The organism is Bacillus halotolerans (assembly GCF_004006435.1).
GTDB lineage: Bacteria > Bacillota > Bacilli > Bacillales > Bacillaceae > Bacillus > Bacillus halotolerans.
This window is the reverse complement of the sequence record NZ_CP029364.1, coordinates 2,062,219-2,083,406: the sequence shown is the minus strand read 5'-3', so window position 1 is coordinate 2,083,406 and position 21,188 is coordinate 2,062,219. Positions and strand designations below refer to the sequence as shown.

Sequence of the window (21,188 nt, the reverse complement as noted above, 5' to 3'; positions counted from 1 at the left end):
AAGAGGAGTAACTGCTTTGCCACATCCACAAAATAAAAAAATCCAATCGTTTTGGCTGATTGCTGGTATTATCTTTATCGCGTTTAACTTAAGACCCGCAATCACTTCAGTCGGGCCGGTCATCAGCTCCATCAGGACCGAGCTGCACATGTCCAACGGGGCAGCCGGGTTTTTGACCGCACTGCCGCTGCTTTCGTTTGCCGTTCTTTCTCCGCTCGCGCCTAAGCTAGGACGTCGTCTTGGAAATGAGCGAACCTTATGGCTTGGTCTCCTGGTACTGTTTGTCGGTGTTTTGATTCGCTCTGCCGGCTATACTGCCGCTTTGTTTTTCGGAACGGCACTTATCGGAATCGGAATTGCGATCGGAAACGTACTTTTGCCAAGCTTAATCAAACATAAATACCCTGAAAAGCCAGGGCTCATGATCAGCCTGTATACGACATCAATGAATATATTCGCTGCTTTAGCATCAGGTATCAGCGTACCTTTAGCGGCCCAGTTGGATGGCGGATGGAAACAGGGATTTCTCTTATGGGGAGGCTTGGCATGTCTAGCCTTGCTGATTTGGATACCTCAGCTCCGACATCGGGATGCGTCCAACCAGACGCCGCAGCTTAAAACCAGTCCGATTTGGGCTTCCAAAGTGGCATGGTTCGTCACCATCTTCATGGGCCTGCAATCATTTTTATTTTACAGCAGTATCGCCTGGTTTCCTGAGATTCTCCGTTCACACGGGATTGATACGTCAACCGCCGGATGGCTTGTATCACTCATGCAATTTGCGAGTCTGCCTTCCACTTTTCTGACACCGGTTTTAGCTGACCGCGTGAAACATCAGCGCGGGATCGTTGCAGCGCTGACCGCAGTCTATCTGATCGGTCTATGCGGATTATTAACGGGCGGCAGCCATACCATGCTTGCCATCTGGATGGTGATTATCGGTATCGGACAAGGCTCCAGCATTAGTCTGGCACTCACTCTCATTGGGCTCCGCAGTGAAAATGCGTATCAGGCTGCAGCGCTGTCAGGCATGTCACAGTCATTCGGCTACCTTCTTGCAGCCGTCGGGCCGATCTTTGTCGGGTATCTCTTTGACCAGACACATTCATGGACAATGCCGATTGTGCTTCTTATTGCTGCTTTAATCGTCATGGGAACAGCAGGACTTGGGGCTGGACGCGATCGATACGTCCTTCAGACAGAGAGAAAGAGAAATTCAGCGTAGAAAAAGGGCGGGGAAGATGTCTCTGCCTCTTTTTTTATGAAAAAACGGTCAGACATTCTTTGAATCTTTATGGTTTATTCATAAGTTTTTCATATTTGTTTTTTACAATAAGACATCATAAAGAGGCGAAAAACGATGAAAACCAAACGTTTCGACACAGTCCTTATTGTTATTTTGCTTGCAGCGGCTTTTCTCAACACCTATCACATTTGGCAGGATGACGCTGCGAACCAATACTATCTGGCAGCGGTGAAAAGCATGACGCAAAGCTTCCACAATTTCTTCTATGCGTCATTTGACCCTTCCGGATTTGTAACAGTTGATAAGCCGCCTGTTGTTTTATGGATTCAAACGATCTTCGCGCTGATCTTTGGTGTTCATACGTGGAGTGTCATCATTCCTCAGGCTCTCGCCGGGGTTGGATCGGTATTCCTTCTGTACAGAATGATCAAACCGACATTTGGCATTGGAGCGGCCCGCGCCGCCGCGCTTGTCATGGCGCTGACACCGATCGCAGTCGCCGTCAGCCGTACAAACAACATTGACAGCATGCTTGTCTTTACCTTATTGCTCGGTTCATCATGCCTGCTTCGGGCGGTCAAACAAGGCAAGCTCGTTTGGCTCCTGACAGCTTTTGGCCTGATCGGCCTTGCATTTAATATGAAAATGATGCAAGCCTTTATGGTATTGCCTGCATTTGTGTTATTCTACCTGATTGCTTCTCGGATTTCGCTAAAGAAAAAAACAGGATCGCTGATTCTGTCTCTTATTCTCCTAACCGGTATATCGCTCTCATGGGCGGTTATTGTGGATTCAACATCCTCCTCCAGCCGGCCGTATATCGGAAGCAGCCAGACAAACTCTGTGTTAGAACTCGCCTTCGGATATAACGGCACAGAGCGGCTGCTTGGGCAAACCACCGGCCTTGCACGCGGTGATATGAATGCCGCAGGCGGCGATAACATGCAGAATAATGGCACAAGGCAAGCGCCAAATCACAATGAATCATCTGATGGAACCTCTTCATCTGAGAACGGAAACAGCAAGGCAGATGGAAATCAAAACAGCACCGGTTCCTTCGGGGGCAATGCACAGGCTCCTCAGCCGCCTTCTGGAAAAAATGGCACCTTTAATGGAGACGGAGGTACACCTCCAACAGGCGGACCAAACGGCGGAAATGGAGGACCCGGCGGTGGCGGCGGAAAAAGCATGAACATGTTCGGCACAGGTGATGCAGGACCGCTTCGTCTCTTCCAATCTGCTCTTTCCGGCCAGATCAGCTGGATGCTTCCATTCGCATTGATCGGATTACTTGGTGTAATTGTCAGCTGGTACCGTAATCGTCGCGGTCAGACTAATGAAATGAAAGAAACGCTATTCTGGACAGCATGGCTTGTACCTGTGGCAGGTTTCTTCAGCATCGCGGGATTCTTCCACCAGTATTACTTGATTATGCTGGCACCGCCGATTGCCGCACTTTCCGGTATCGGATGGTATACAATGTACCGCCTATACAAAAACAATAAAGATTGGACAAGCTGCCTGCTGCCAGCGGCCGTCTTCATTACAGCCGCATTCCAAGTGTATATTTTGAGTGCTTATACAAGCCAAATCGGCAGTGGTTGGATGTATGTACTCGGACTCGCAGGACTCGGCACCACCATTGCTCTGCTCATGCTCAAAAGCAGCAAACAGCTAATCATTGTCAGCTTATGTGTGCTGCTCCTCGCACCAATCTACTGGTCAGCAACGCCGCTTTTATACGGGGGCAACAGCGTTCTTCCTGAATCCGGCCCGCAGCTTAAAAGCTCGGCAAACGGAGGAAACATGTTCTCCTCAGAAATGGACACCGGTCTCCTGTCTTATCTGAGAGAGCATAATACCGGCGAAGAGTATTTATTCGCTACGTTAACAACCGTAACGGCTGCGCCATATATCATCGATACAGATGAATCTGTCATGGCACTCGGCGGCTTCAACGGCACAGATCCGATTCTGACTGTCTCTGATCTGAAAAAACTAGTCAAAGAAGGCAAAGTGAAATACTTCCTGCTGTCAGAAACTAACTCAGGCAATACTGAACTCGTTTCTTGGATCAAGAAACACGGTCAAGAAATATCTTCTGACGAGTACAGCAGTTCCTCGAGCAGCACAAGCAGCCAGCAAGGCATGAAAGGTGGACCTGGCGGAGAAAGCCAGCAAACCCTTTATCTCGCAGAATAAAAAAAGAGGCTTGGATCAATCCAAGCCTCTTTTCTATTAAGCTTCTTCTTTCACATGTACCTTTAACACAGCCTGCACCTCAGGATGCAATTTCACAGGAACGTTTGTATATCCTAACGCACGGATGCCGTCCGGCAGTTCCAGCTTCCGCTTATCCACTTTGATGTTATGGTCTTTTTGAAGCTGTTCAGTAATTTGCTTGCTTGTGACAGAGCCGAACAAACGGCCGCCTTCACCTGATTTCGCGCTGAGCTCAACAGTCAGTTTTTCTAATGTTTCTTTTAAGCTCTTTGCCTGCTCAAGCTCTGCGATGGCTTCTTTTTTCTCTTTCTGCTTTTGACCGTTTAGTACACTGATGTTTGACGCGTTCGCTTCAACCGCGAGGCCTTTTTTAATCAGAAAGTTATGCGCATAACCGTCTGCTACGTTTTTCACTTCGCCTTTTTTTCCTTTTCCTTTTACATCCTGTAAGAAAATAACCTTCATCTTTGTACGCCTCCCTCAAAATACTCATCTATGGCGCCCTTCAGCCGCTCCAGCGCTTCTGTTACTGAAATGCCGGATAACTGAGTCGCCGCATTTGTTAAATGTCCTCCGCCTTCCAGCGCCTCCATGATGATCTGAACATTCACATCGCCAAGAGACCTCGCACTGATACAAACAGTTTGTTCATCACGTCTTGCTACCGCAAATGAAGCCTCAACCTCGCTCATCGACAGCAGTGAATCCGCAGCCTGCGCAATCAGCACTTGATCGAAATATTCATCCTCATTCTCAGGCAGAGACGCAATCGCGATGTTCTCTTTATAGAGGGCCGTATGCTGGATCAGCTTCGCCCGTTTAATATAGGAATCAACGGTTTCTTTGAGGAACTTCTGCACAAGCACCGTATCGGCGCCTTTCGCTCTTAAATATGAAGCTGCATCAAAGGTCCGCGAGCCAGTGCGGAGTGAAAAGCTCTTTGTATCCACTATTATACCAGCTAATAGGGCGGTTGCTTCAATCATATTGATTTTTAAGCGCTTCGGCTGATACTCAAGCAGCTCTGTCACCAATTCCGCTGTTGATGAAGCGTACGGCTCCATATAGACGAGCAGCGGGTCTCTGATAAATTCTTCGCCTCTGCGGTGATGGTCGATGACCACAATATGTTCAATTTTGTTTACCAGCCGTTCTTCCATAACAAGCGACGGCTTATGTGTATCCACGATGACAAGCAGCGTATCGTCATTGGCAATTTCCATCGCTTCTTCAGGCGTAATGAACCTTGACCACAGATCTTCATATTTTTTAATTTCCTCAATCAAGCGCTGCACACTTGAACCGATTTGATTCGGATCAATCACAATAAATCCATCTTTGTTATTTGCCTGTGACACCTTTAATATCCCGATCGCCGCGCCGATAGAATCCATGTCGGGGAATTTGTGACCCATGATAATCACATTGCTGCTTTCAGAAACGATTTCCTTTAAAGCATGAGAAATCACGCGGGCGCGCACCCTTGTTCGCTTCTCCATCGGGTTCGTTTTACCGCCGTAAAACTTCACTTTTCCGTTTGGCAGCTTAATGGCTACCTGGTCTCCGCCGCGGCCCAGTGCTAAGTCCAGACTGGATTGCGCCAAATCGCCAAGCTCTTTCAGCGATGAGACCGAAGCTCCGACACCAACGCTTAAGGTCAGCGCAACGCCGTCAAATGAAGTTTTTTCCCGTACCTCATCCAGAATCGAAAACTTCGAATTTTCAAGTTCGGTTAAAATGTGTTCATTAAGCACAGCGATGAAACGTTCTGATGAAGTCCTTTTCAGGAATATTCCATACTCCTGCGCCCAAGCGTTGAGCAAAGATGTCACTTGGCTGTTCATCGTGCTTCTCGTCTGGTCGTCTAATCCTTGCGTCACATCATCATAGTTATCAAGGAAAATATAGGCCAGCACAGTTCTTTCATTTTCATATTGCTTTTCAATCTGTATCTGTTCCGTCACATCGAAGAAATAAAGCAGACGCTCATCCCGTTTGATGACCACTTTAAATTTTCGGTCATTCAATGTAACCGTTTCCGATTCTACCTCTTGTTTGATGAGCGGCACAACTGATTCACACGTATCATAAAGTGATCTCCCCACTAAAGTACTTTCATTAAAGCAAGAAGAGAGAAACGGATTTGCCCATTCTATATAGTATTGATCATTAAAAAGCATGATGCCGATCGGCATTTCCATCAATGCCTCTTCACCGACTTTTTTCAACCTGTAGGATAACGTAGAAATATAAGCGTCAATCTCTTTTCGAATAAGAGAATCCGCGCGTTTTATAAAAAACAGTATAACTGCAAGCAGCAACACTTCGACGGTTCCTATGATCCAGTTAAAATAAAAGCTGATGAGGATTGTAATGATTGACAAAGTAATCAATGCATAGATGGGATACCGAAACAACGGTTTTTCATAAAAGCTTGGCATTTCTATCACTCCCCACCATGTGAGTACAACTCATATTCACTTCACCTTATTCCTTATGTTAAAGCCCATGTCCATAACGCCTAAAATGCGAATGGCTGCCATAAAAATCGGATGCAGAAAACCAAGAATGACTGCAATGACGGCGACTGCCTTCGGATATTTTTTCTTATGGCAATAGAAAAAGATAAATGATAAACCCTGGATAAAAATAAGAAACCCGAGTATAAACTCCCCATTTAAAGCGATAGAGTACAGCATTTGGCCTTTTTCTAAAGGCAGAAATGAAAGAATGACAATCAACAAATACAGCACTACCACACTTTGCGGAAACTTCAACTCTCTAAAAGGCTTTAGACTAGGAATATCGGGGGAGAATCGCCTTAAGAGCGGCTTAGCGATAAGGTAACTGAGGAAAGAAAAAATGGCTCCTACCATCACGATAGCTGTTGGAAAAAGATATTGAACCGTACTCAATTGTTCTTCCATCAGTTTCATTTGTTTCTCAAGCTCTTCAGCATTACCCGATTGTTTCAAAACGGATTCAACGATATCGAGTGATTGCCGGTATTGTGTCATTGCTTCATCAATGATATTGATACCCAAAAACTGAATGCTTATCACAAAATAGAACACGATACAAAGCATATAAATAAGGGCACCCGAAATAATAGCATGACCGGGTTCTCTTTTTTTGAAAAAATGCCCCATGACAATGCCCGCACAAGCTGACATAAAAGCTACAATAAGTCCGTTAAAGGACCCGACAATAAAGACAACAGGAAGACTGACAGCGCCCATCCATAATCCTAATTTCAATCCGTGTCTGATCGTATAAAGGATCATAGGCAGCGGCAGTGCAAATAACAGAATTGTTCCAATCAATGGAACATAAACGACCAACAGTGTGATGATCGCAAACAAACTGATTAAAATAGCACCTTCCATTAATGCTCTTGTTTGTTTCACTTAGTCACCTCGTATCATACTGAACATACGAATAGAAAAGAGCAGCATAAACGACTGCTCTTTTTTTCATCGCCGCAACATGTTTTGCACCAATGTTTTCATATCATCTCTAAAATTACTTTTATATTTTAACATAAGTCCAAATCGCAAGTAAAATGACGCCAATGTTTCATGTGAAACATTGCAAACGAAAAGACATTCTTTAAAAGAATGCCCATCACTTCTTATTCTTTATCATCCATAAAACCAGAAGATTCTTTGTTTTTCTTCTTCGTTTTTCTGACATACACAAATATTAAAATCACAAGTAAAAGGGTTGTTGCTTGCAGAACGCCGCTGCTAAACAAGAAAAAGTTCTTTATCATGTCCCACATCGTGTTTCACCTCTTTTTGGATGTTCTCAACCCGTAGCCTATATAAGGTGAATTTCCCTTTTTAAAAACTTCAAAACATCATGAACAACATTGAACGTTGGGCATATGCTGATACAGAATCTGATTGATAAAGGAGATTTGTTACATGGATGAACGCAGAACGTTGGCTTGGCATGAAACATTAGAGATGCATGAGCTGGTTGCTTTTCAGGCAAACGGGCTCATTAAACTGAAGAAAATGATTAGAGAAGTTAGAGATCCTCAGCTCAGACAGCTTTATAGCGTGTCCATTCAGGCCGTTGAGCAAAACTTAAAAGAGCTTCTCCCGTTCTTCCCTCAGGCGCCGATGCCTCGCAATGATGAAGAAGAAGAGCGCGCGGATAATCCATTTTACAGCGGTGACCTGCTCGGCTTTGCCAAAACATCTGTCCGCAGCTATGCCATTGCAATTACAGAAACAGCAACACCTCAATTAAGAACCGTACTTGTCAAACAGCTAAACGCTGCCATTAAGTTGCATGCGCAGGTTTATCAATACATGTATCAGCATGGATACTACCCATCTTACAACCTTTCTGATCTGTTAAAAAATGACGTCAGAAACGCCAATAAAGCCATTTCGATGAAATAAAAGAAGCAGCAAAGGCTCTCCCTTTGCTGCTACTTCTGCTGTTCTTTTAATAAACTGTTCGAACGACGCGCCTCCAATACTTCTCGGTTGGCGTCACCCCATTCTTTCATTTGCAATACAATCGGCTCAAGCGTTCGCCCGAATTCTGTCAAAGAATACTCGACCTTGGGCGGCACCTGGTGATAAACTTCGCGATGAACAATGCCATCCGCTTCAAGCTCCCGAAGCTGCAGGGTCAGCATTCGTTGGGTAATACTCGGGCAGATTTTGCGAAACTCATTGAACCGTTTCTTGCCATCTATCATGTGATAAAAAAGGATTCCTTTCCACTTTCCGCCAATGACATCTAGTGTAAATTCAACTGGACAGCCTTCTTTGTTCGGATAAATATTATTTTTTCGGCTCATGTTCGACCCTCCAATAGTACCTTTTTTGATACTACAGATCATTTTGCAACTGACCTACCCAGTATTTTACACACCTTTCCTCTTCCACTCAAAAAAAATGCTTTTTATTCACATCAATTTTTAAGGGTTTGCATGATTACACCCGCAGCAAGACGTGTTAAACTATAAAAAGAATGTTTACACTACTTAAAAAAGGATAAGGAGTTATCATGGAAAAAATACTTATTTTCGGACACCAAAATCCAGACACAGATACGATTTGCTCTGCTATTGCTTACGCTGATTTAAAAAACAAACTCGGTTTCAACGCTGAGCCTGTCAGACTTGGACAAGTCAACGGCGAAACACAATACGCGCTAGATTACTTCAAACAAGAAAGCCCTCGTCTTGTAGAAACAGCTGCAAACGAAGTGAACGGCGTTATCCTTGTTGACCACAACGAACGCCAGCAAAGCATCAAGGATATTGAAGACGTTCAGGTTCTTGAAGTCATCGACCACCACAGAATCGCAAACTTCGAAACAGCTGAGCCGCTTTACTATCGTGCTGAGCCTGTCGGCTGTACTGCTACAATCTTAAACAAAATGTACAAAGAAAATAACGTAACAATCGAGAAAGAAATTGCCGGCCTTATGCTGTCTGCTATCATTTCTGACTCTCTGTTATTCAAATCTCCAACTTGCACTGATCAAGACGTAGCGGCAGCAAAAGAACTTGCTGAAATCGCTGGCGTAGATGCTGAAGAATACGGCTTAAACATGCTGAAAGCCGGCGCTGACTTAAGCAAAAAAACAGTTGAAGAGCTGATTTCTCTTGATGCAAAAGAATTCACACTCGGCAGCAAAAAAGTCGAAATCGCACAAGTCAACACAGTGGATATTGAAGATGTCAGAAAGCGCCAAGCTGAGTTAGAAGCAGTGATTTCTAAAGTTGTGGCTGAGAAGAACCTTGATCTGTTCCTTCTTGTGATCACAGACATCTTAGAAAACGATTCACTTGCACTTGCAATCGGTAACGAAGCGGACAAAGTGGAAAAAGCATTCAACGTCACATTAGAAAACAATACAGCCCTTCTTAAAGGCGTTGTTTCTCGTAAAAAACAAGTCGTTCCTGTGTTAACAGACGCGATTGCAGAATAAGAAAAAGCATCCCGCTCCCGGGATGCTTTTTCTTATTCGCCAAGCTTTTCAATTTGCCCCATCACATCAGTAATTTGCTTAGCGTTTTGGACCAATTCGGATTGCTCCAATTCCTCAAGCGATACCTTTCCTTCTTCCACTTGCTGCAAGACGTCTTCCGCACTTTTTTGCAATGTGTCGTTATGCTCCTGCAGGGTGTTGTGAAGCTCCGCTGCGGCATCAGGCGGTGTTAATTCATTAAAATCAGCCGCTGCCTTTTGAATGGACTCAAGCTGTGTCTCTAGTTTTTCTTTCGCCTCAGTGTCATTTACAGCTTCCTCAGCCAATGCAGGCGCTTCCTCTGCAAACGTCTTCACCTTTTCCACATAAGCTGACGCTTCATTTGTATAATCCAGCCCTTCATTCACCTGATCCAGTATTCCGCATCCGCCTGCCCCCAAAAGACCCGCGCCGGCCAAAACCGTCAGAACCATTTTCTTCATTGTTTGCCCCCTTATCGTTTCTTCTTCATTTTTTCTTTTAAGATCGGAATCAATTTCTCTTTCGCTAATGGCAGCCCCTTCTTCACCAATTCACGGTTCAGCCATTTCTTCAGCTTAGACATCGTAAATCTCCTCTCCCTTTTTTGATAAAAACGAAAAAAACTCCACCGATTTGGTGAAGTTCAGAAACAAAAAGACCTTCACCAAATCAGATTTGGCAAAGGTCTCGCTAACAATCAAATTGCCAGCAAAGCCGAGGACACCTTGTCCCGTAATGACGACTTTACTGTGAAAGCTACTCCCCTTTGGAGTGTTCATTTTTATTACTTTCATTTTAAAGCAATGGGCTTTTCCAGTCAAATTCCTGCTGTCCGTTTACATAAAAGAGAGCTGTGGTAATTAAAATTTGAATGGTATTTACATCCGGAGATCATGCTATAACAGAGGAGGTTTTCATCATGAGTCAAGAGCGCGTGAAACGGCCCGGGCATACCAGATGGTATATATCTTCGTTACTGAGCGGCATTATCATTCTTAATTATTTTGATCGAGTGGCCATTTCTGTAGCTGCCCCGGCGATACAAGATTCGTTTCACCTCACAGCAACTGAACTCGGCATTGTGTTTTCGATTTACACATATTCGTACACACTGATGCAGCTGCCCGTCGGAAGTTTATTGGACAGGTTTGGCGTGGCCTGGGTCACAAGAATCGGAATGACGGTTTGGAGCATTTTAACGATCATTCTCGCTTTTTTACAAGGAAAACTGCTCTTATATGTGTTCCGATTTCTCATTGGGCTGACAAGCGCATCGGCGTTCCCCGCCGCTTCCAAAGCAACCGCTCTATGGTTTCCTCCAAGTGAACGGGGTCTGGCGAACTCACTGTTTGATTCAGCCGCCAAATTTTCAAACGTAATCGGAGCGCCGCTGGTCGCCTTTCTCGTCACAACATTTGACTGGCGGGTCGCCTTTTTAACGATCGGATGCATCAATGTGCTGTTTACCATCTTTTTCTGGCAGTACTATGAGCAGCCCGAACGGCACAAACGCATTTCCAAAAGCGAATTAAACTATATTCAGAAACACAATACAATCACAATAGAACAAATCCCCTATAAAACGGTCCCGCTTTTAAAAGCACTGTTTTCCAACCGTAAAGTATGGGGCTTAATGATCGGATTTACGGGGTACGGCTATACATTCAACCTGCTGCTTACATGGCTTCCGACTTTCTTTAAGCATACATACGGAATGGATCTCATGTCATCCGGTTTATTCACCGCCGTGCCGTGGCTGATCTCAACCATTTCCGGCATTGTGGTCGGCGGCTGGCTCGTCGATTACCTTATCAAAAAAGGCTATTCCAACACCAAGGTGTACCGAACCGTGATCATTGTAGGGATGAGCTTCGGCTTTTTCTTTTTGGGCTCCATTTTGACGAATAATATTACCGTTGCAATTATCTGCATTTCAATCGGCCTCGCCGGCGTTTCTGCAACGGCTCCGGTCGGCTGGTCCATCTCCGCAGAACTGGCCCCGATTGGCTCCGTTTCCATGCTGAGTTCCATGGTAAATCTGGCAAACAACCTATTCGGAGGCATAATCGCCGCTTCACTCACGGGATATTTGTTTGATGTGACAGGTTCCTTTACGCTCAGCTTTCTTGTTGCCGGTTTTGTATTGCTGCTTGGGCTGATTTTTTACGTATTTGTGCTAGGAGATGTGAAAAGAATTAAGTTGGAGTAAAGAGTGCTTGTGTGCAAGCACTCTTTTCTTTGATCATAAAAAAAGACGGCTTTCTCGGGGGCTATATCCCATCCGGGCAAAAATAACATCATTTTTATTCTTGACTCCAACCAAAGGTAAGGCCTCATAGTGATAGAGGAAGGAGGAGTTGAGTTGTGAAGGTAACAGTAAAAGAATTGTCGCACATTGCGAACGTGACAATCAAAACGCTTTATCACTACCACAAAATCGGCTTGCTGGTCCCAAAAGAAATCAGCGAAGCCGGATATCGGTACTATGGTGCCGACGAGCTAAAAAGACTGCAGGAAATCCTTTTTTACAAAGAATTAGATATTCCTTTGTCAGAAATAAAAAGGTTATTAGTTGAGGATGCTGACAGAACTGGCACATTAGAAAAGCAAAAAAAGCTGTTTGAAAAGAAAATTAAAAAGTACCAGCGCTTCGTTCAAACGGTCAATACGTCTTTAGAATACACAAGAAAAGGTGAGAACATGGATCATAAGGTAATGTTTAAAGGATTTGAAACCTCAAACGAATGGAAACAATCTTTAGCGGAACAAAATGACCATTTAAAAGAGCATTACGATTTTGAAGTAGATACCCACGCTATCAATGTAGATGAAATGAACAAAATGGCGATAGAGGCAAAACATTTTCTTGATGGAATGGCTGATTTTTTAAGAAGCGGCGTGACGTATCATGACCCTGCCGTGCAAGAGCATGTCATGAATCATATTACGTTCCTGAATCAAAACGGACATCCGACAAGCAAAGAAGATTACGTAAAACAAACGCGATTTTTTATGCAGGATGATTTTCATCGAGGAATGTTAGAAGAGCAGCAAACCGGTTTATCTTATTATCTGACCGTCGTTGCAGAACACCTGTAGCGTGAGTCTTTGCCACTAACGCATTCCCTCTGCTCAAGTTGCGGCACCGCCAACAATCGATACATTCTGCCGGTCAACGCCAAAATTCAGCCCGTTCCATTTCAATACGGTTTGAACATATCCCAATGAGTCGGCGTTATACCTTCCGGCGATCCGCTGATACGCCAGCAATTCGTATACGCCGTCTCTGTTGAAATCAACCGGATACAAGCCGGATAAAGGATTGACCCAGCCTTCTATCGGCGCTTTTAAAACACCCTGATTCGTATAAATTTCATTCAAATAGTCTCTGCCTTTGTAAGTAAGATCCAGTATATATTGTTCATGCTGGCGTTGACTGACCACGCTCGCTTTATATTGATTTAGATAGCTCACACTGTACTTGAATTCATCATTAAAAGAATCCGAATTGAAAATCTGCCTGAACTGCCGGTTCATATAGGCAAATACATATGCATAGATAGAGCCTCCGCTTCCCCCGGTATCGATTACAACAGCCACATCTTCCGTTTTATTGCCTGTCACATCAGCCAGAAAAAGTGACGGATTGTATCCGATATTGTTATGAAGCTGGATTTGCCGTTCCTGATGTGTTTTGCCGTTACGTATCACCAAAGTGATATTTCTCCATAGCGGACTGCCTGACGTTTGATTGCCAGTAAGGAAGACTTCATCAGCGACTCCATCACCGGTCACATCACCCCGCGCTGCAGTAATAATGGCGCGCGAGAAACCGGGCTGCCTATAGACATATGGATACTGGTAAAGCGTTGATTCTCCGCCATGATAAACCCAATAAGGTGCCATTCTGCTGTTGTATGGATTCAATTGAATTCACCCTTTCCTATTCACCTTCATGAATCATTATATGCAGGAAAAGTACACAGCAGATCACATGCAGCCCGTCTTGTTTCAGAATGTCTAAGCACTATAAACTAAATTAAATCCGTACCATATGAATTATCAATTGCACAAAGCCACTCACCTTGCATATTCTTCTTAAACACATAGGTCGCCCTTCTTTCCATCGCATACTCGGAATCCTTTTTATCCGATTCAAGCAGCGTTTGAGAAAGGACCAGAGCAGTGTCGCCTGCTTCCAAAATGACCATTTCCCCTTGCGTCGGGACAAGCTGATGATTGAAATAATTTGCGATCGCAATAAACGCTTTTTTGATTTCTTCTTTACCGCGTGCGATCATGCCAGGCTTCACAACTAAAATGGCATCCTCTGTATAGTAATTCATCAGTGTATCAAAATCTTCGTTCCGGATAGCCACATCACAAGCAGAAATGATCTCTTTAATTTGCTGTTCCAAAAGGTTCCCTCCCCATCATCACGGTTGGATATATTATACATTGTTTGAGGGGTTGATCATGAAAAAATAAAATGAAAAGTATACCTATTTCCTATATAATGCAAATAGCACGAACAAAACCTATATTTTACAAAGTTCCCGAGTGAAGGGGTGAACGATATTGTCTGTGGAATTCACATTACATGACAATAGACAGCATGAGATAAGCGCAGATTGCCAACATTGTTTTGGCCTGTGCTGTGTTGCCTTGCCTTATGCGAAATCGGCCGATTTTGCTTTTGATAAAGATGGCGGAACGCCTTGCCGCAACTTAGAATCAAACTATCAATGTGCCATACATGAAGCTCTTAGAGAAAAAGGATTTCGAGGCTGCTCAGCTTATGAATGCTTTGGCGCCGGTCAAAAGGTATCCCAAATTACTTATGAGGGAAAGGATTGGCGAAACAACCCGGAATCCGCGAAAGAGATGTTTGACGTTTTTCCAATTATGCAGCAGCTGCATGAGATGCTTTGGTATTTACATGAAGCTCTTTCTATAGAGGCAGCCAAGCCGATTCACCGTGAGTTGCGGGCTTGTTTCGAAAAGACGGACAAACTTACCAGGCTCAGCGCGGAAAACCTGCTGAACCTACATGTGTCCGAGCATAGAGCTGAGGTTAATGAATGGCTGTTAAAAACGAGTGAGCTGGTGCGTGCCCAAGCCCGCAATCAAAAACTCCCGAAAAAAATCAGCCGGGGAAGCGCCCTGATCGGCGCGAAACTGAAAGGGCTTGATCTAAGAGGAGCAAACTTCAGAGGAGCACTGCTCATAGCAGCCGACCTGAGACATTCTGATCTGAGAATGACAGATTTCATCGGCGCTGATCTCAGAGATGCTGATTTAAGCGGAGCTGACCTGACAGGAAGCATTTTTCTAACGCAGGCACAAGTGAACGCTGCAAAAGGCAATTCTCGCACAAAGCTTCCGCCTACTTTAAAGATCCCGGCCCATTGGAACAACAGCCAATAAGAAAAGGACCCGCCAGAGGTCCTTTTTTTGTCACCATCATTTCAATTTACTGCCCTGCACCTCAGGACATGTTAAATCAGTCATAGCGCGCTGCCCGACACGTTTTCACTCCTTGCCAGAAATACCGACAGCACGAAAGCAAACAGCAGCATGAACGTGATCATACCGACGACACCCAGCCAATGAAAAGCAGACCAAAACACGCCGCCGACTGTTCCGCAGATACTTGAACCTGAGTAATAAAAGAACAAATACAGCGATGAGGCCTGCGCCTTGTTATGCAGGGCTCTCCGTCCAACCCAGCTGCTGGCGACTGAATGCCCTCCAAAGAAACCAAAGGTAAAAAGAGCAATCCCCAGAATTTTTACTGCTAATACGCCGTTTAACGTTAATAATGCACCTGCGAGCACGATAAAAATATTCATCATCAGTATTTTATGATAACCGTATTGATCGACCATTCTTCCAATAAAAGACGAGCTGAAAATCCCGACAATCATCACAATAAATATCCAGCTGACAATCGCTTTGTTAAAGGAATACGGCGGTGCTAACAGCACATACGCAATGTAGTTGAACAATGCAACATTGCTTCCGAGAAGCAAAAAACCAATGAAGAACAAGCTTAACAGTTTCCGGTCCTTCAAGTGGCTGATTAAAGACATTCCCAACTGACCGATCTCAAGTTTTCTCGGCGTGAAATGGGTCGATTGAGGCAAATTCATAAAAAATATCATACTCGCTATCAAACTAATCACACCAATTGACCCCATCGCTATATGCCAAGTAAAGTACTCACTCAAGAGCCCTGAAACAATCCTTCCAAAAACGGCGCCGATCGCGTTTCCGCTGATATACAGCCCCATCGCCGACCCAAGGCTTCCGGGTTCAATTTCTTCTCCAAGATAAGCCATCGCAATCGAAGGGAGACCAGCGAGCGCAATCCCTTGAATGGTTCTCAATACGAGCAGCGTATGAAAATTCGGGCTGAAGGCCGACGCCAGACAGAGAACGGATGCGGCCAGCATGGATACAGCCATAATCGGCTTACGTCCCCATACCTCTGACAACGAACCGAAAACAAGCATGCTGACAGCTAAGAGCATTGTTGTAGCAGATAAAGAAAGACTCGCTGTTGTAGGGGTCACATGAAACTCCCGCGTAAATTCCTCCATAAGCGGCTGTACACAATACAGAATGGCAAATGTATTAAAACCTGCAGCAAAGAAAGCAAACGTAATTTTACGAAAAACCGGTGTGCCTTTTTGAATGTATGTCATCGGGACTTTATCTGCCCCTCACCATTTTGTTGAAGACTGCACTCCATAAACACCCATCCTTTATTTCTTGCGATTTCAAACATCCTCGAGTCTGTTTATACATTTATCTTAGCACCGTTGATATATGTTGTATAATGCATAATAAATATCCATTTCATGCTTAAATGTAATGTAGGAGGTGTTGACGATTTGGAATGGGAACAATTTGAATATTTTCAAACACTGGCCCGCATGGAGCACGTCACGAAGGCGGCACAAAGTCTGTCGATCACACAGCCTGCGCTTTCACGCTCAATCGCCAGACTCGAACACCATTTAGGCGTCCCGCTATTCGACAGGCAAGGACGTTCGATTAAACTAAACAAATACGGAGAAATATTTTTAAGACGCGTTCATGCCATGATGAAGGAATATACCGAAGGGAAAGAAGAAATCCAAGCTTTGTTACAGCCTGACCAAGGCGAAGTGTCTCTCGGTTTTTTACATACATTAGGAACAACGCTGGTTCCCGATTTAATCGGCAGCTTTCAGCAGAAATATCCCGACATTACCTTCCAGCTGAAGCAAAACCATTCATATTGGCTGCTTGAACGATTAAAATCCGGAGATCTGGATCTCTGTCTCCTTGCCTCCATCAAGCCTGAAAAACTGATCCGCTGGATACAATTATGGAGCGAAGAACTGTTTGTATTTGTGCCAAACAACCATCCGTTATCTCATCGAGAAAGCATTGCACTGACCGAAGTCGCCGATGAGCGTTTCATTTTATTGAAAAAAGGATATGCGCTTCGCATGACGGTTGATGAATTGTTTGAGAAAGCGGACATTCAACCGAACATTATGTTTGAGGGTGAAGAAGCAGCCACTGCGGCAGGTTTTGTGGCAGCCGGTCTTGGCATATCCATTCTGCCCGATCTTAAAGGGTTAGACCAAAGCAAAATCACAAAAATTCGTGTCAGCTGGCCGGAATGTCAGCGCGTCATAGGAATCGCCTGGATAGAAGGCAGATTTTTATCCCCGGTGGCAGAGACCTTTAAACAGTATGTCATCAGCCATTTTTCTGATAAAGAGGAGGATCAATCATGAATGTGAAGAGAATAACGACAGAACATGATTTACATACAGCGTTTGACATCAGAAAGACAGTATTTGTTGAGGAACAAGGCTGTCCAGTTTCCGACGAGTTCGATGAGTTCGATACACTCCATGGGGATTGCCAGCACATTCTGGTTTACCATGAACAACAGCCGGTCGGCACAGCGCGTGTGCGTATCGTTGATCACGCGGGCAAACTGGAAAGAATCTGCATTCTGAAGCCCTATCGCAAATTCGGGTTGGGGAAAGTGATTGTCGCTGAGTTAGAACGTATTGTGAAAGAAAAAAGCATTTATACATGTAAACTGCACGGTCAGACACAGGCAGCAGGCTTTTATGAAAAGCTCGGCTATCAGACAGCATCAGAGGAATTTATATTGGATGGTATTCCGCATGTGCTGATGACAAAAGAAGACGATTCCGGCCAATAAATTGTTCACAAATTTGTCACTTATGAGCATGTGTGATTCATTGGTATACTAATCACCGATTATTGAGAGAAGGATTGATTGTATGCCAGCAAATAAAAAAGAAGGCCTTATCTTTGGCGTGATGATGTGCTTTGGAATGGTCTGCGTCATGTCGATTTACAATGCAGTGATCAACGGAGCCATTCGTGATTTTTCATGGGTTACAGCTTTTGAGATGATCATTGGATTTATTGTAGCGTTACTGTTAGATTTACTTTTAGTCGGTCCGCTCGCAAGAAAAATGACATTCAAAATGCCGTTCGACAAGTCTAAGAAATTATATATGGTCCTTGCCATGTCGACTTGTATGGTGGTTGGTATGGTACTTTGCATGTCTGTTTTCGGATTAATCACGGCAGCTTTGTCGAATGGACTTAACGAGAACAGCCTATTCAGCGCTTACCTTATGATCGTTCTGAAAAACTTTATTTTAGCCTACCCATTGCAATTATTAATAATGGGCCCTTTAGTCCGGGGTATTTTCGTAAAGTTTGTAAAACCCAAGGTTTCAGCTGCATTTTAATGGATGACTAATATGAAAAGGAGTGAGCGTACCAACTCCTCCTTTTCCAACATCCTGTCTATTCACCGGACATACCAACGAGAGACTCCTGTTCAGATTCACGAAACGAATGTAAAACAAGTTCAGCAAAAGCCTCTGCCGCCGGCAATTGCCATTTTTTCTTTTTGATCAGCATATGGGAATACAGCGGTTCGAAAGCTTCAGAATGACCAAGGATTTTCAGCTTACCACTTTCCACCTCTTCTTTCACTGTCACATAAGGTAAAACAGAAAAGCCAAGCCCGCTCATGACCGTTTGTTTGATCGCTTCGATACTCCACAGCTCCATTGTTTGAACGTTGCAGATGTCATGCTTAACAAGATACCTTTCAAACATTGATCGATAGCTGCAGCCTTCTTCATTTGTGATAAAAAAATGGCCGCTGATATCTTGTTTATAATCATCAAAATGATCCGGTCCGTCATGACTGCCCACAAGGACAATCCTCTCCTCAGTTAAAGTATAATGAATGCATTTGTCCGGGCTAATTGCTGGATAGACCATAAAAGCAATATCCACCCGTCCGCTCAATAAATCTACCTGGTTTTCCCCGCATGTCCCATTGCTTAATATAATCTTCACATGAGGATATTTCAGTGAAAATTCCCTTATGATTGGCCCTAGTCTAGAAATCGTTAAAGACTCAGGTGCGGCTACCTTTAATACTCCCTTGATTTCATGAACACTCTTCATATTCTTGATCTGGTCGTGGGCAGAAAGTAAATCTTCTGCCAAAGGGATTAATTCTCTGCCTAAATGAGTCAGCTTTAGATTTCTTTTTTCATACGAAAATAAAGCGCCGCCGATCTCCTGCTCAAGCGCTTGGATATGAGTGGTGATCGTGGATTGCGTATAACCCAGCTTAGCAGCAGCTCCCGTGTAACTTCCCATTTCTACAATTGCTTGGAACGTGACAAGATGTCTGATCTCCATACGTTTTCCCCTTCTATCGAAAAAAATGATAATGCTTTTTTATATTTCAATTTTATTTATAGATATGACTATCATACAATAAAAACTGCCCAATATGACATTAGTAAATGAAGGTGATTCAATGAGTATTATAGCTTTTCTTTCGTATGTGATTTTGACATCCATTACGCCCGGCCCAAGTAACATCTTAATGATGAATGAAGCGCGAAGGTTTGGCTTTATCGGTTCGTGGCGTTTTAATAGCGGCATCTTATCGGGCTTTGCAGCACTGGGGATTCTCAGCGGTATATTCACAATAGGTGTATACAATTGGATTCCTCTTGTTGAGCCCTACTTCAAAATAGCTGGTGCAGTCTATTTGCTCTATTTGGCCTGGCAGATCGGTTTCGCCAAAGGCTCAAAGAAGGATTCCGGAGATACGCACTCTTCTTTTTTATCCGGTTTCATCTTCCAGATCATCAATATCAAAAGCGTTTTGTTCTTCTTAACATTGATGAGTGCTTTTATACTGCCGTTTCAGCATTCAATGACATCAATTATTTTTTATCTCTCATTGGCCATTTTTCTGGGCTGGTTCGCCCTGCTGCTATGGTCAGGGTTCGGCTCTGTTTTTAAAAAGCTTTTTGAAAAACACGATAAGGCATTTCGAGTCATCATGTGCTTGCTGCTCATTTATTCTGCGGTAAGTATCTTTCTTTAGTTAATCTCATCTGATACGAAAGCAGCTATGCAGGATTAATAATAGATTTAGTGAAATGTATACTTTGCAGGAGGGATCGTGAATGATAAAACGACTTGATCATTTGGTGTTAACGGTAAAAAGCCTTCAGGAGACAATCCGCTTCTACACCTCTGTTTTGGGAATGCAGGAAGAAACGTTTGGTTCGGGCAGAAAAGCATTGCGTTTTGGCAATCAAAAAATAAACTTGCATGAGGCCGGTCATGAATTCGAACCTAAGGCACAGCACCCATTACCTGGATCTGCGGATTTGTGTTTTATCACTGATGAACCTATCAATAAAGTAGTAGAACATCTCACGAAAATGAATGTCAATATAGAGCAAGGGCCTGTAAAAAGAACCGGCGCCCTTGGCCCGATTATCTCTGTTTATATTCGAGATCCCGATCAGAACCTCGTCGAAATATCAGAGTATCTTTAAATCTCCCAAAACATACCGAGTGTTTGGTATGTTTTAAGGGACTTATTTCTTCTAAAAACGATACTCAAAATAGTCTCACTCTTCTCCCCAACCAATTCATATTTACTGCTACAAACTTTCTTTAATCTCTATATTTTAAAACATACCTTTTATACAGTTCTTCGTTATAAAGAATGCTTTGTCCATGCGAAGAGCAGATAAGAGTTGGTTTGATTTCATCTATGATTGCGCCGCTATCTATATTCTCATTCATATCCACGCTGAATTTTCTGATAGGCGGGTGCAGCTCCTCCTTACTTGTAATAAAAAGGTCTCCCGATAATAAAATGTTATCAATTTCATGATGGTAGATAACATGCCCCGGAGAATGTCCGGGTGTTACATAGTATTGTATCGGCAAGTGAGTAAGTGTATGCTCCGTCAGCGGCCGGACAGTATGTGCTACCCTTGTGTTTTCGACGTCATTTTTGTTCGGATAAGGCGCTTCTCCATTTATATAAATCAGTTCTTTTTGATGGGCATAAATAGGAATGTCAAACTTCTCTAACCATTTTGCTGCACCTTGAATATGATCACTATGGCCATGGGTAAGCAGAATGGCTTTGGGATGACCAATTGCTAACGCTGCCTTTATTTGAGCATCTGCGAAACGTTCTATTCCTGTATCAATGATATAAACATCATCGCCATCTTTAATAAACCAAATATGAACTGGGATATGAATCGGTATATCGAGTTCAAATTCACACTGATAGACATGTTCTGATATTTGTATTAAGTTCAAGCAAACCACTTCCTTTGAATATTTTTGT

23 protein-coding genes are annotated in these 21,188 nt (G+C 43.6%); 12 read left to right on the top strand and 11 right to left on the bottom strand.

Annotation, left to right across the window (positions count from 1 at the left end; all coding sequences use genetic code 11):
* Positions 1 to 16: 16 nt before the first annotated feature.
* On the top strand, positions 17 to 1,225 hold the full coding sequence (locus DIC78_RS10645) for a CynX/NimT family MFS transporter (RefSeq protein WP_127696230.1): 1,209 nt from the start codon (positions 17 to 19) through the stop codon (positions 1,223 to 1,225).
* Between the two features lie 135 nt (positions 1,226 to 1,360).
* Positions 1,361 to 3,448 (top strand): ArnT family glycosyltransferase, encoded by a 2,088-nt coding sequence (locus tag DIC78_RS10640; protein WP_127696228.1) that lies wholly within the window; start codon positions 1,361 to 1,363, stop codon positions 3,446 to 3,448.
* Between the two features lie 36 nt (positions 3,449 to 3,484).
* Here the strand turns inward: DIC78_RS10640 and rplI are convergent, their stop codons facing one another.
* The 4 genes from rplI to DIC78_RS10620 all read right to left on the bottom strand — a co-directional run bounded on the left by rplI (position 3,485) and on the right by DIC78_RS10620 (position 7,250).
* On the bottom strand, positions 3,485 to 3,934 hold the full coding sequence (gene rplI, locus DIC78_RS10635; RefSeq protein ID WP_010332608.1) for a 50S ribosomal protein L9: 450 nt from the start codon (positions 3,932 to 3,934) through the stop codon (positions 3,485 to 3,487).
* Positions 3,931 to 5,910, bottom strand: coding sequence for a cyclic-di-AMP phosphodiesterase GdpP (gene gdpP / locus DIC78_RS10630; protein ID WP_127696226.1), 1,980 nt, complete (start codon positions 5,908 to 5,910; stop codon positions 3,931 to 3,933). The genes rplI and gdpP overlap by 4 nt, the downstream gene beginning before the upstream one ends.
* 36 nt (positions 5,911 to 5,946) lie before the next feature.
* Positions 5,947 to 6,876, bottom strand: a complete 930-nt coding sequence (locus DIC78_RS10625; protein WP_024123526.1) for a YybS family protein — start codon at positions 6,874 to 6,876, stop codon at positions 5,947 to 5,949.
* Between the two features lie 224 nt (positions 6,877 to 7,100).
* The gene (locus tag DIC78_RS10620) at positions 7,101 to 7,250 is read right to left on the bottom strand and encodes a hypothetical protein (protein ID WP_010332611.1); all 150 of its coding nucleotides are present in this window, start codon (positions 7,248 to 7,250) and stop codon (positions 7,101 to 7,103) included.
* Positions 7,251 to 7,395: 145 nt separating this feature from the next.
* Here DIC78_RS10620 and DIC78_RS10615 point away from each other — a divergent pair, with 145 nt between their 5' ends.
* Positions 7,396 to 7,881, top strand: a complete 486-nt coding sequence (locus DIC78_RS10615) for a spore coat protein (protein ID WP_127696224.1) — start codon at positions 7,396 to 7,398, stop codon at positions 7,879 to 7,881.
* A 29-nt stretch (positions 7,882 to 7,910) separates the two neighbouring features.
* Here DIC78_RS10615 and DIC78_RS10610 read toward each other — a convergent pair whose 3' ends face one another.
* Positions 7,911 to 8,288, bottom strand: coding sequence for a winged helix-turn-helix transcriptional regulator (locus DIC78_RS10610; protein ID WP_024123528.1), 378 nt, complete (start codon positions 8,286 to 8,288; stop codon positions 7,911 to 7,913).
* A 209-nt stretch (positions 8,289 to 8,497) separates the two neighbouring features.
* Here DIC78_RS10610 and DIC78_RS10605 point away from each other — a divergent pair, with 209 nt between their 5' ends.
* Positions 8,498 to 9,427: a manganese-dependent inorganic pyrophosphatase gene (locus DIC78_RS10605; protein ID WP_010332614.1), complete on the top strand. Its 930-nt coding sequence runs from the start codon at positions 8,498 to 8,500 to the stop codon at positions 9,425 to 9,427.
* 32 nt (positions 9,428 to 9,459) lie between these two features.
* Here the strand turns inward: DIC78_RS10605 and DIC78_RS10600 are convergent, their stop codons facing one another.
* Positions 9,460 to 9,909, bottom strand: coding sequence for a DUF6376 family protein (locus tag DIC78_RS10600; protein WP_106021834.1), 450 nt, complete (start codon positions 9,907 to 9,909; stop codon positions 9,460 to 9,462).
* 437 nt (positions 9,910 to 10,346) lie between these two features.
* On the opposite strand from DIC78_RS10600, the gene DIC78_RS10595 reads away from it, so the two are divergent.
* Positions 10,347 to 11,657, top strand: a complete 1,311-nt coding sequence (locus DIC78_RS10595; RefSeq protein ID WP_106022020.1) for an MFS transporter — start codon at positions 10,347 to 10,349, stop codon at positions 11,655 to 11,657.
* A 155-nt stretch (positions 11,658 to 11,812) separates the two neighbouring features.
* The gene (locus DIC78_RS10590) at positions 11,813 to 12,547 is read left to right on the top strand and encodes a MerR family transcriptional regulator (RefSeq protein ID WP_106021833.1); all 735 of its coding nucleotides are present in this window, start codon (positions 11,813 to 11,815) and stop codon (positions 12,545 to 12,547) included.
* A gap of 33 nt (positions 12,548 to 12,580) precedes the next feature.
* On the opposite strand, the gene DIC78_RS10585 is transcribed toward DIC78_RS10590, so the two are convergent.
* Both DIC78_RS10585 and DIC78_RS10580 read right to left on the bottom strand, forming a co-directional pair.
* Positions 12,581 to 13,375: a YybI family spore inner coat protein gene (locus DIC78_RS10585; protein WP_106021832.1), complete on the bottom strand. Its 795-nt coding sequence runs from the start codon at positions 13,373 to 13,375 to the stop codon at positions 12,581 to 12,583.
* A gap of 107 nt (positions 13,376 to 13,482) precedes the next feature.
* Positions 13,483 to 13,866 (bottom strand): YybH family protein, encoded by a 384-nt coding sequence (locus tag DIC78_RS10580; protein ID WP_105954638.1) that lies wholly within the window; start codon positions 13,864 to 13,866, stop codon positions 13,483 to 13,485.
* 160 nt (positions 13,867 to 14,026) lie between these two features.
* Between DIC78_RS10580 and DIC78_RS10575 the strand changes: the two genes are divergently transcribed.
* Complete coding sequence (locus tag DIC78_RS10575) at positions 14,027 to 14,875, top strand: pentapeptide repeat-containing protein (RefSeq protein WP_101859647.1); 849 nt, start codon at positions 14,027 to 14,029, stop codon at positions 14,873 to 14,875.
* Between the two features lie 80 nt (positions 14,876 to 14,955).
* Here the strand turns inward: DIC78_RS10575 and DIC78_RS10570 are convergent, their stop codons facing one another.
* Positions 14,956 to 16,155, bottom strand: coding sequence for an MFS transporter (locus DIC78_RS10570; RefSeq protein ID WP_106021831.1), 1,200 nt, complete (start codon positions 16,153 to 16,155; stop codon positions 14,956 to 14,958).
* Positions 16,156 to 16,344: 189 nt separating this feature from the next.
* On the opposite strand from DIC78_RS10570, the gene DIC78_RS10565 reads away from it, so the two are divergent.
* The 3 genes from DIC78_RS10565 to DIC78_RS10555 all read left to right on the top strand — a co-directional run bounded on the left by DIC78_RS10565 (position 16,345) and on the right by DIC78_RS10555 (position 18,243).
* Positions 16,345 to 17,241 carry a LysR family transcriptional regulator gene (locus tag DIC78_RS10565; protein WP_101859645.1) on the top strand — a complete coding sequence of 299 codons (897 nt, stop codon included), beginning with the start codon at positions 16,345 to 16,347 and terminating at the stop codon, positions 17,239 to 17,241.
* The gene (locus tag DIC78_RS10560) at positions 17,238 to 17,681 is read left to right on the top strand and encodes a GNAT family N-acetyltransferase (protein ID WP_095712568.1); all 444 of its coding nucleotides are present in this window, start codon (positions 17,238 to 17,240) and stop codon (positions 17,679 to 17,681) included. Before DIC78_RS10565 ends, DIC78_RS10560 begins: the two co-directional genes overlap by 4 nt.
* 82 nt (positions 17,682 to 17,763) lie before the next feature.
* The gene (locus DIC78_RS10555) at positions 17,764 to 18,243 is read left to right on the top strand and encodes a DUF2798 domain-containing protein (protein WP_106019892.1); all 480 of its coding nucleotides are present in this window, start codon (positions 17,764 to 17,766) and stop codon (positions 18,241 to 18,243) included.
* A 58-nt stretch (positions 18,244 to 18,301) separates the two neighbouring features.
* On the opposite strand, the gene DIC78_RS10550 is transcribed toward DIC78_RS10555, so the two are convergent.
* Positions 18,302 to 19,216, bottom strand: coding sequence for a LysR family transcriptional regulator (locus tag DIC78_RS10550; RefSeq protein ID WP_024123539.1), 915 nt, complete (start codon positions 19,214 to 19,216; stop codon positions 18,302 to 18,304).
* Between the two features lie 121 nt (positions 19,217 to 19,337).
* On the opposite strand from DIC78_RS10550, the gene DIC78_RS10545 reads away from it, so the two are divergent.
* Together DIC78_RS10545 and DIC78_RS10540 are read left to right on the top strand one after the other, a co-directional pair.
* The gene (locus DIC78_RS10545) at positions 19,338 to 19,916 is read left to right on the top strand and encodes a LysE family translocator (protein ID WP_024123540.1); all 579 of its coding nucleotides are present in this window, start codon (positions 19,338 to 19,340) and stop codon (positions 19,914 to 19,916) included.
* 82 nt (positions 19,917 to 19,998) lie between these two features.
* The gene (locus DIC78_RS10540; protein WP_024123541.1) at positions 19,999 to 20,376 is read left to right on the top strand and encodes a VOC family protein; all 378 of its coding nucleotides are present in this window, start codon (positions 19,999 to 20,001) and stop codon (positions 20,374 to 20,376) included.
* Between the two features lie 121 nt (positions 20,377 to 20,497).
* Here DIC78_RS10540 and DIC78_RS10535 read toward each other — a convergent pair whose 3' ends face one another.
* Positions 20,498 to 21,160, bottom strand: a complete 663-nt coding sequence (locus DIC78_RS10535; protein WP_101859640.1) for an MBL fold metallo-hydrolase — start codon at positions 21,158 to 21,160, stop codon at positions 20,498 to 20,500.
* Positions 21,161 to 21,188: the final 28 nt, after the last annotated feature.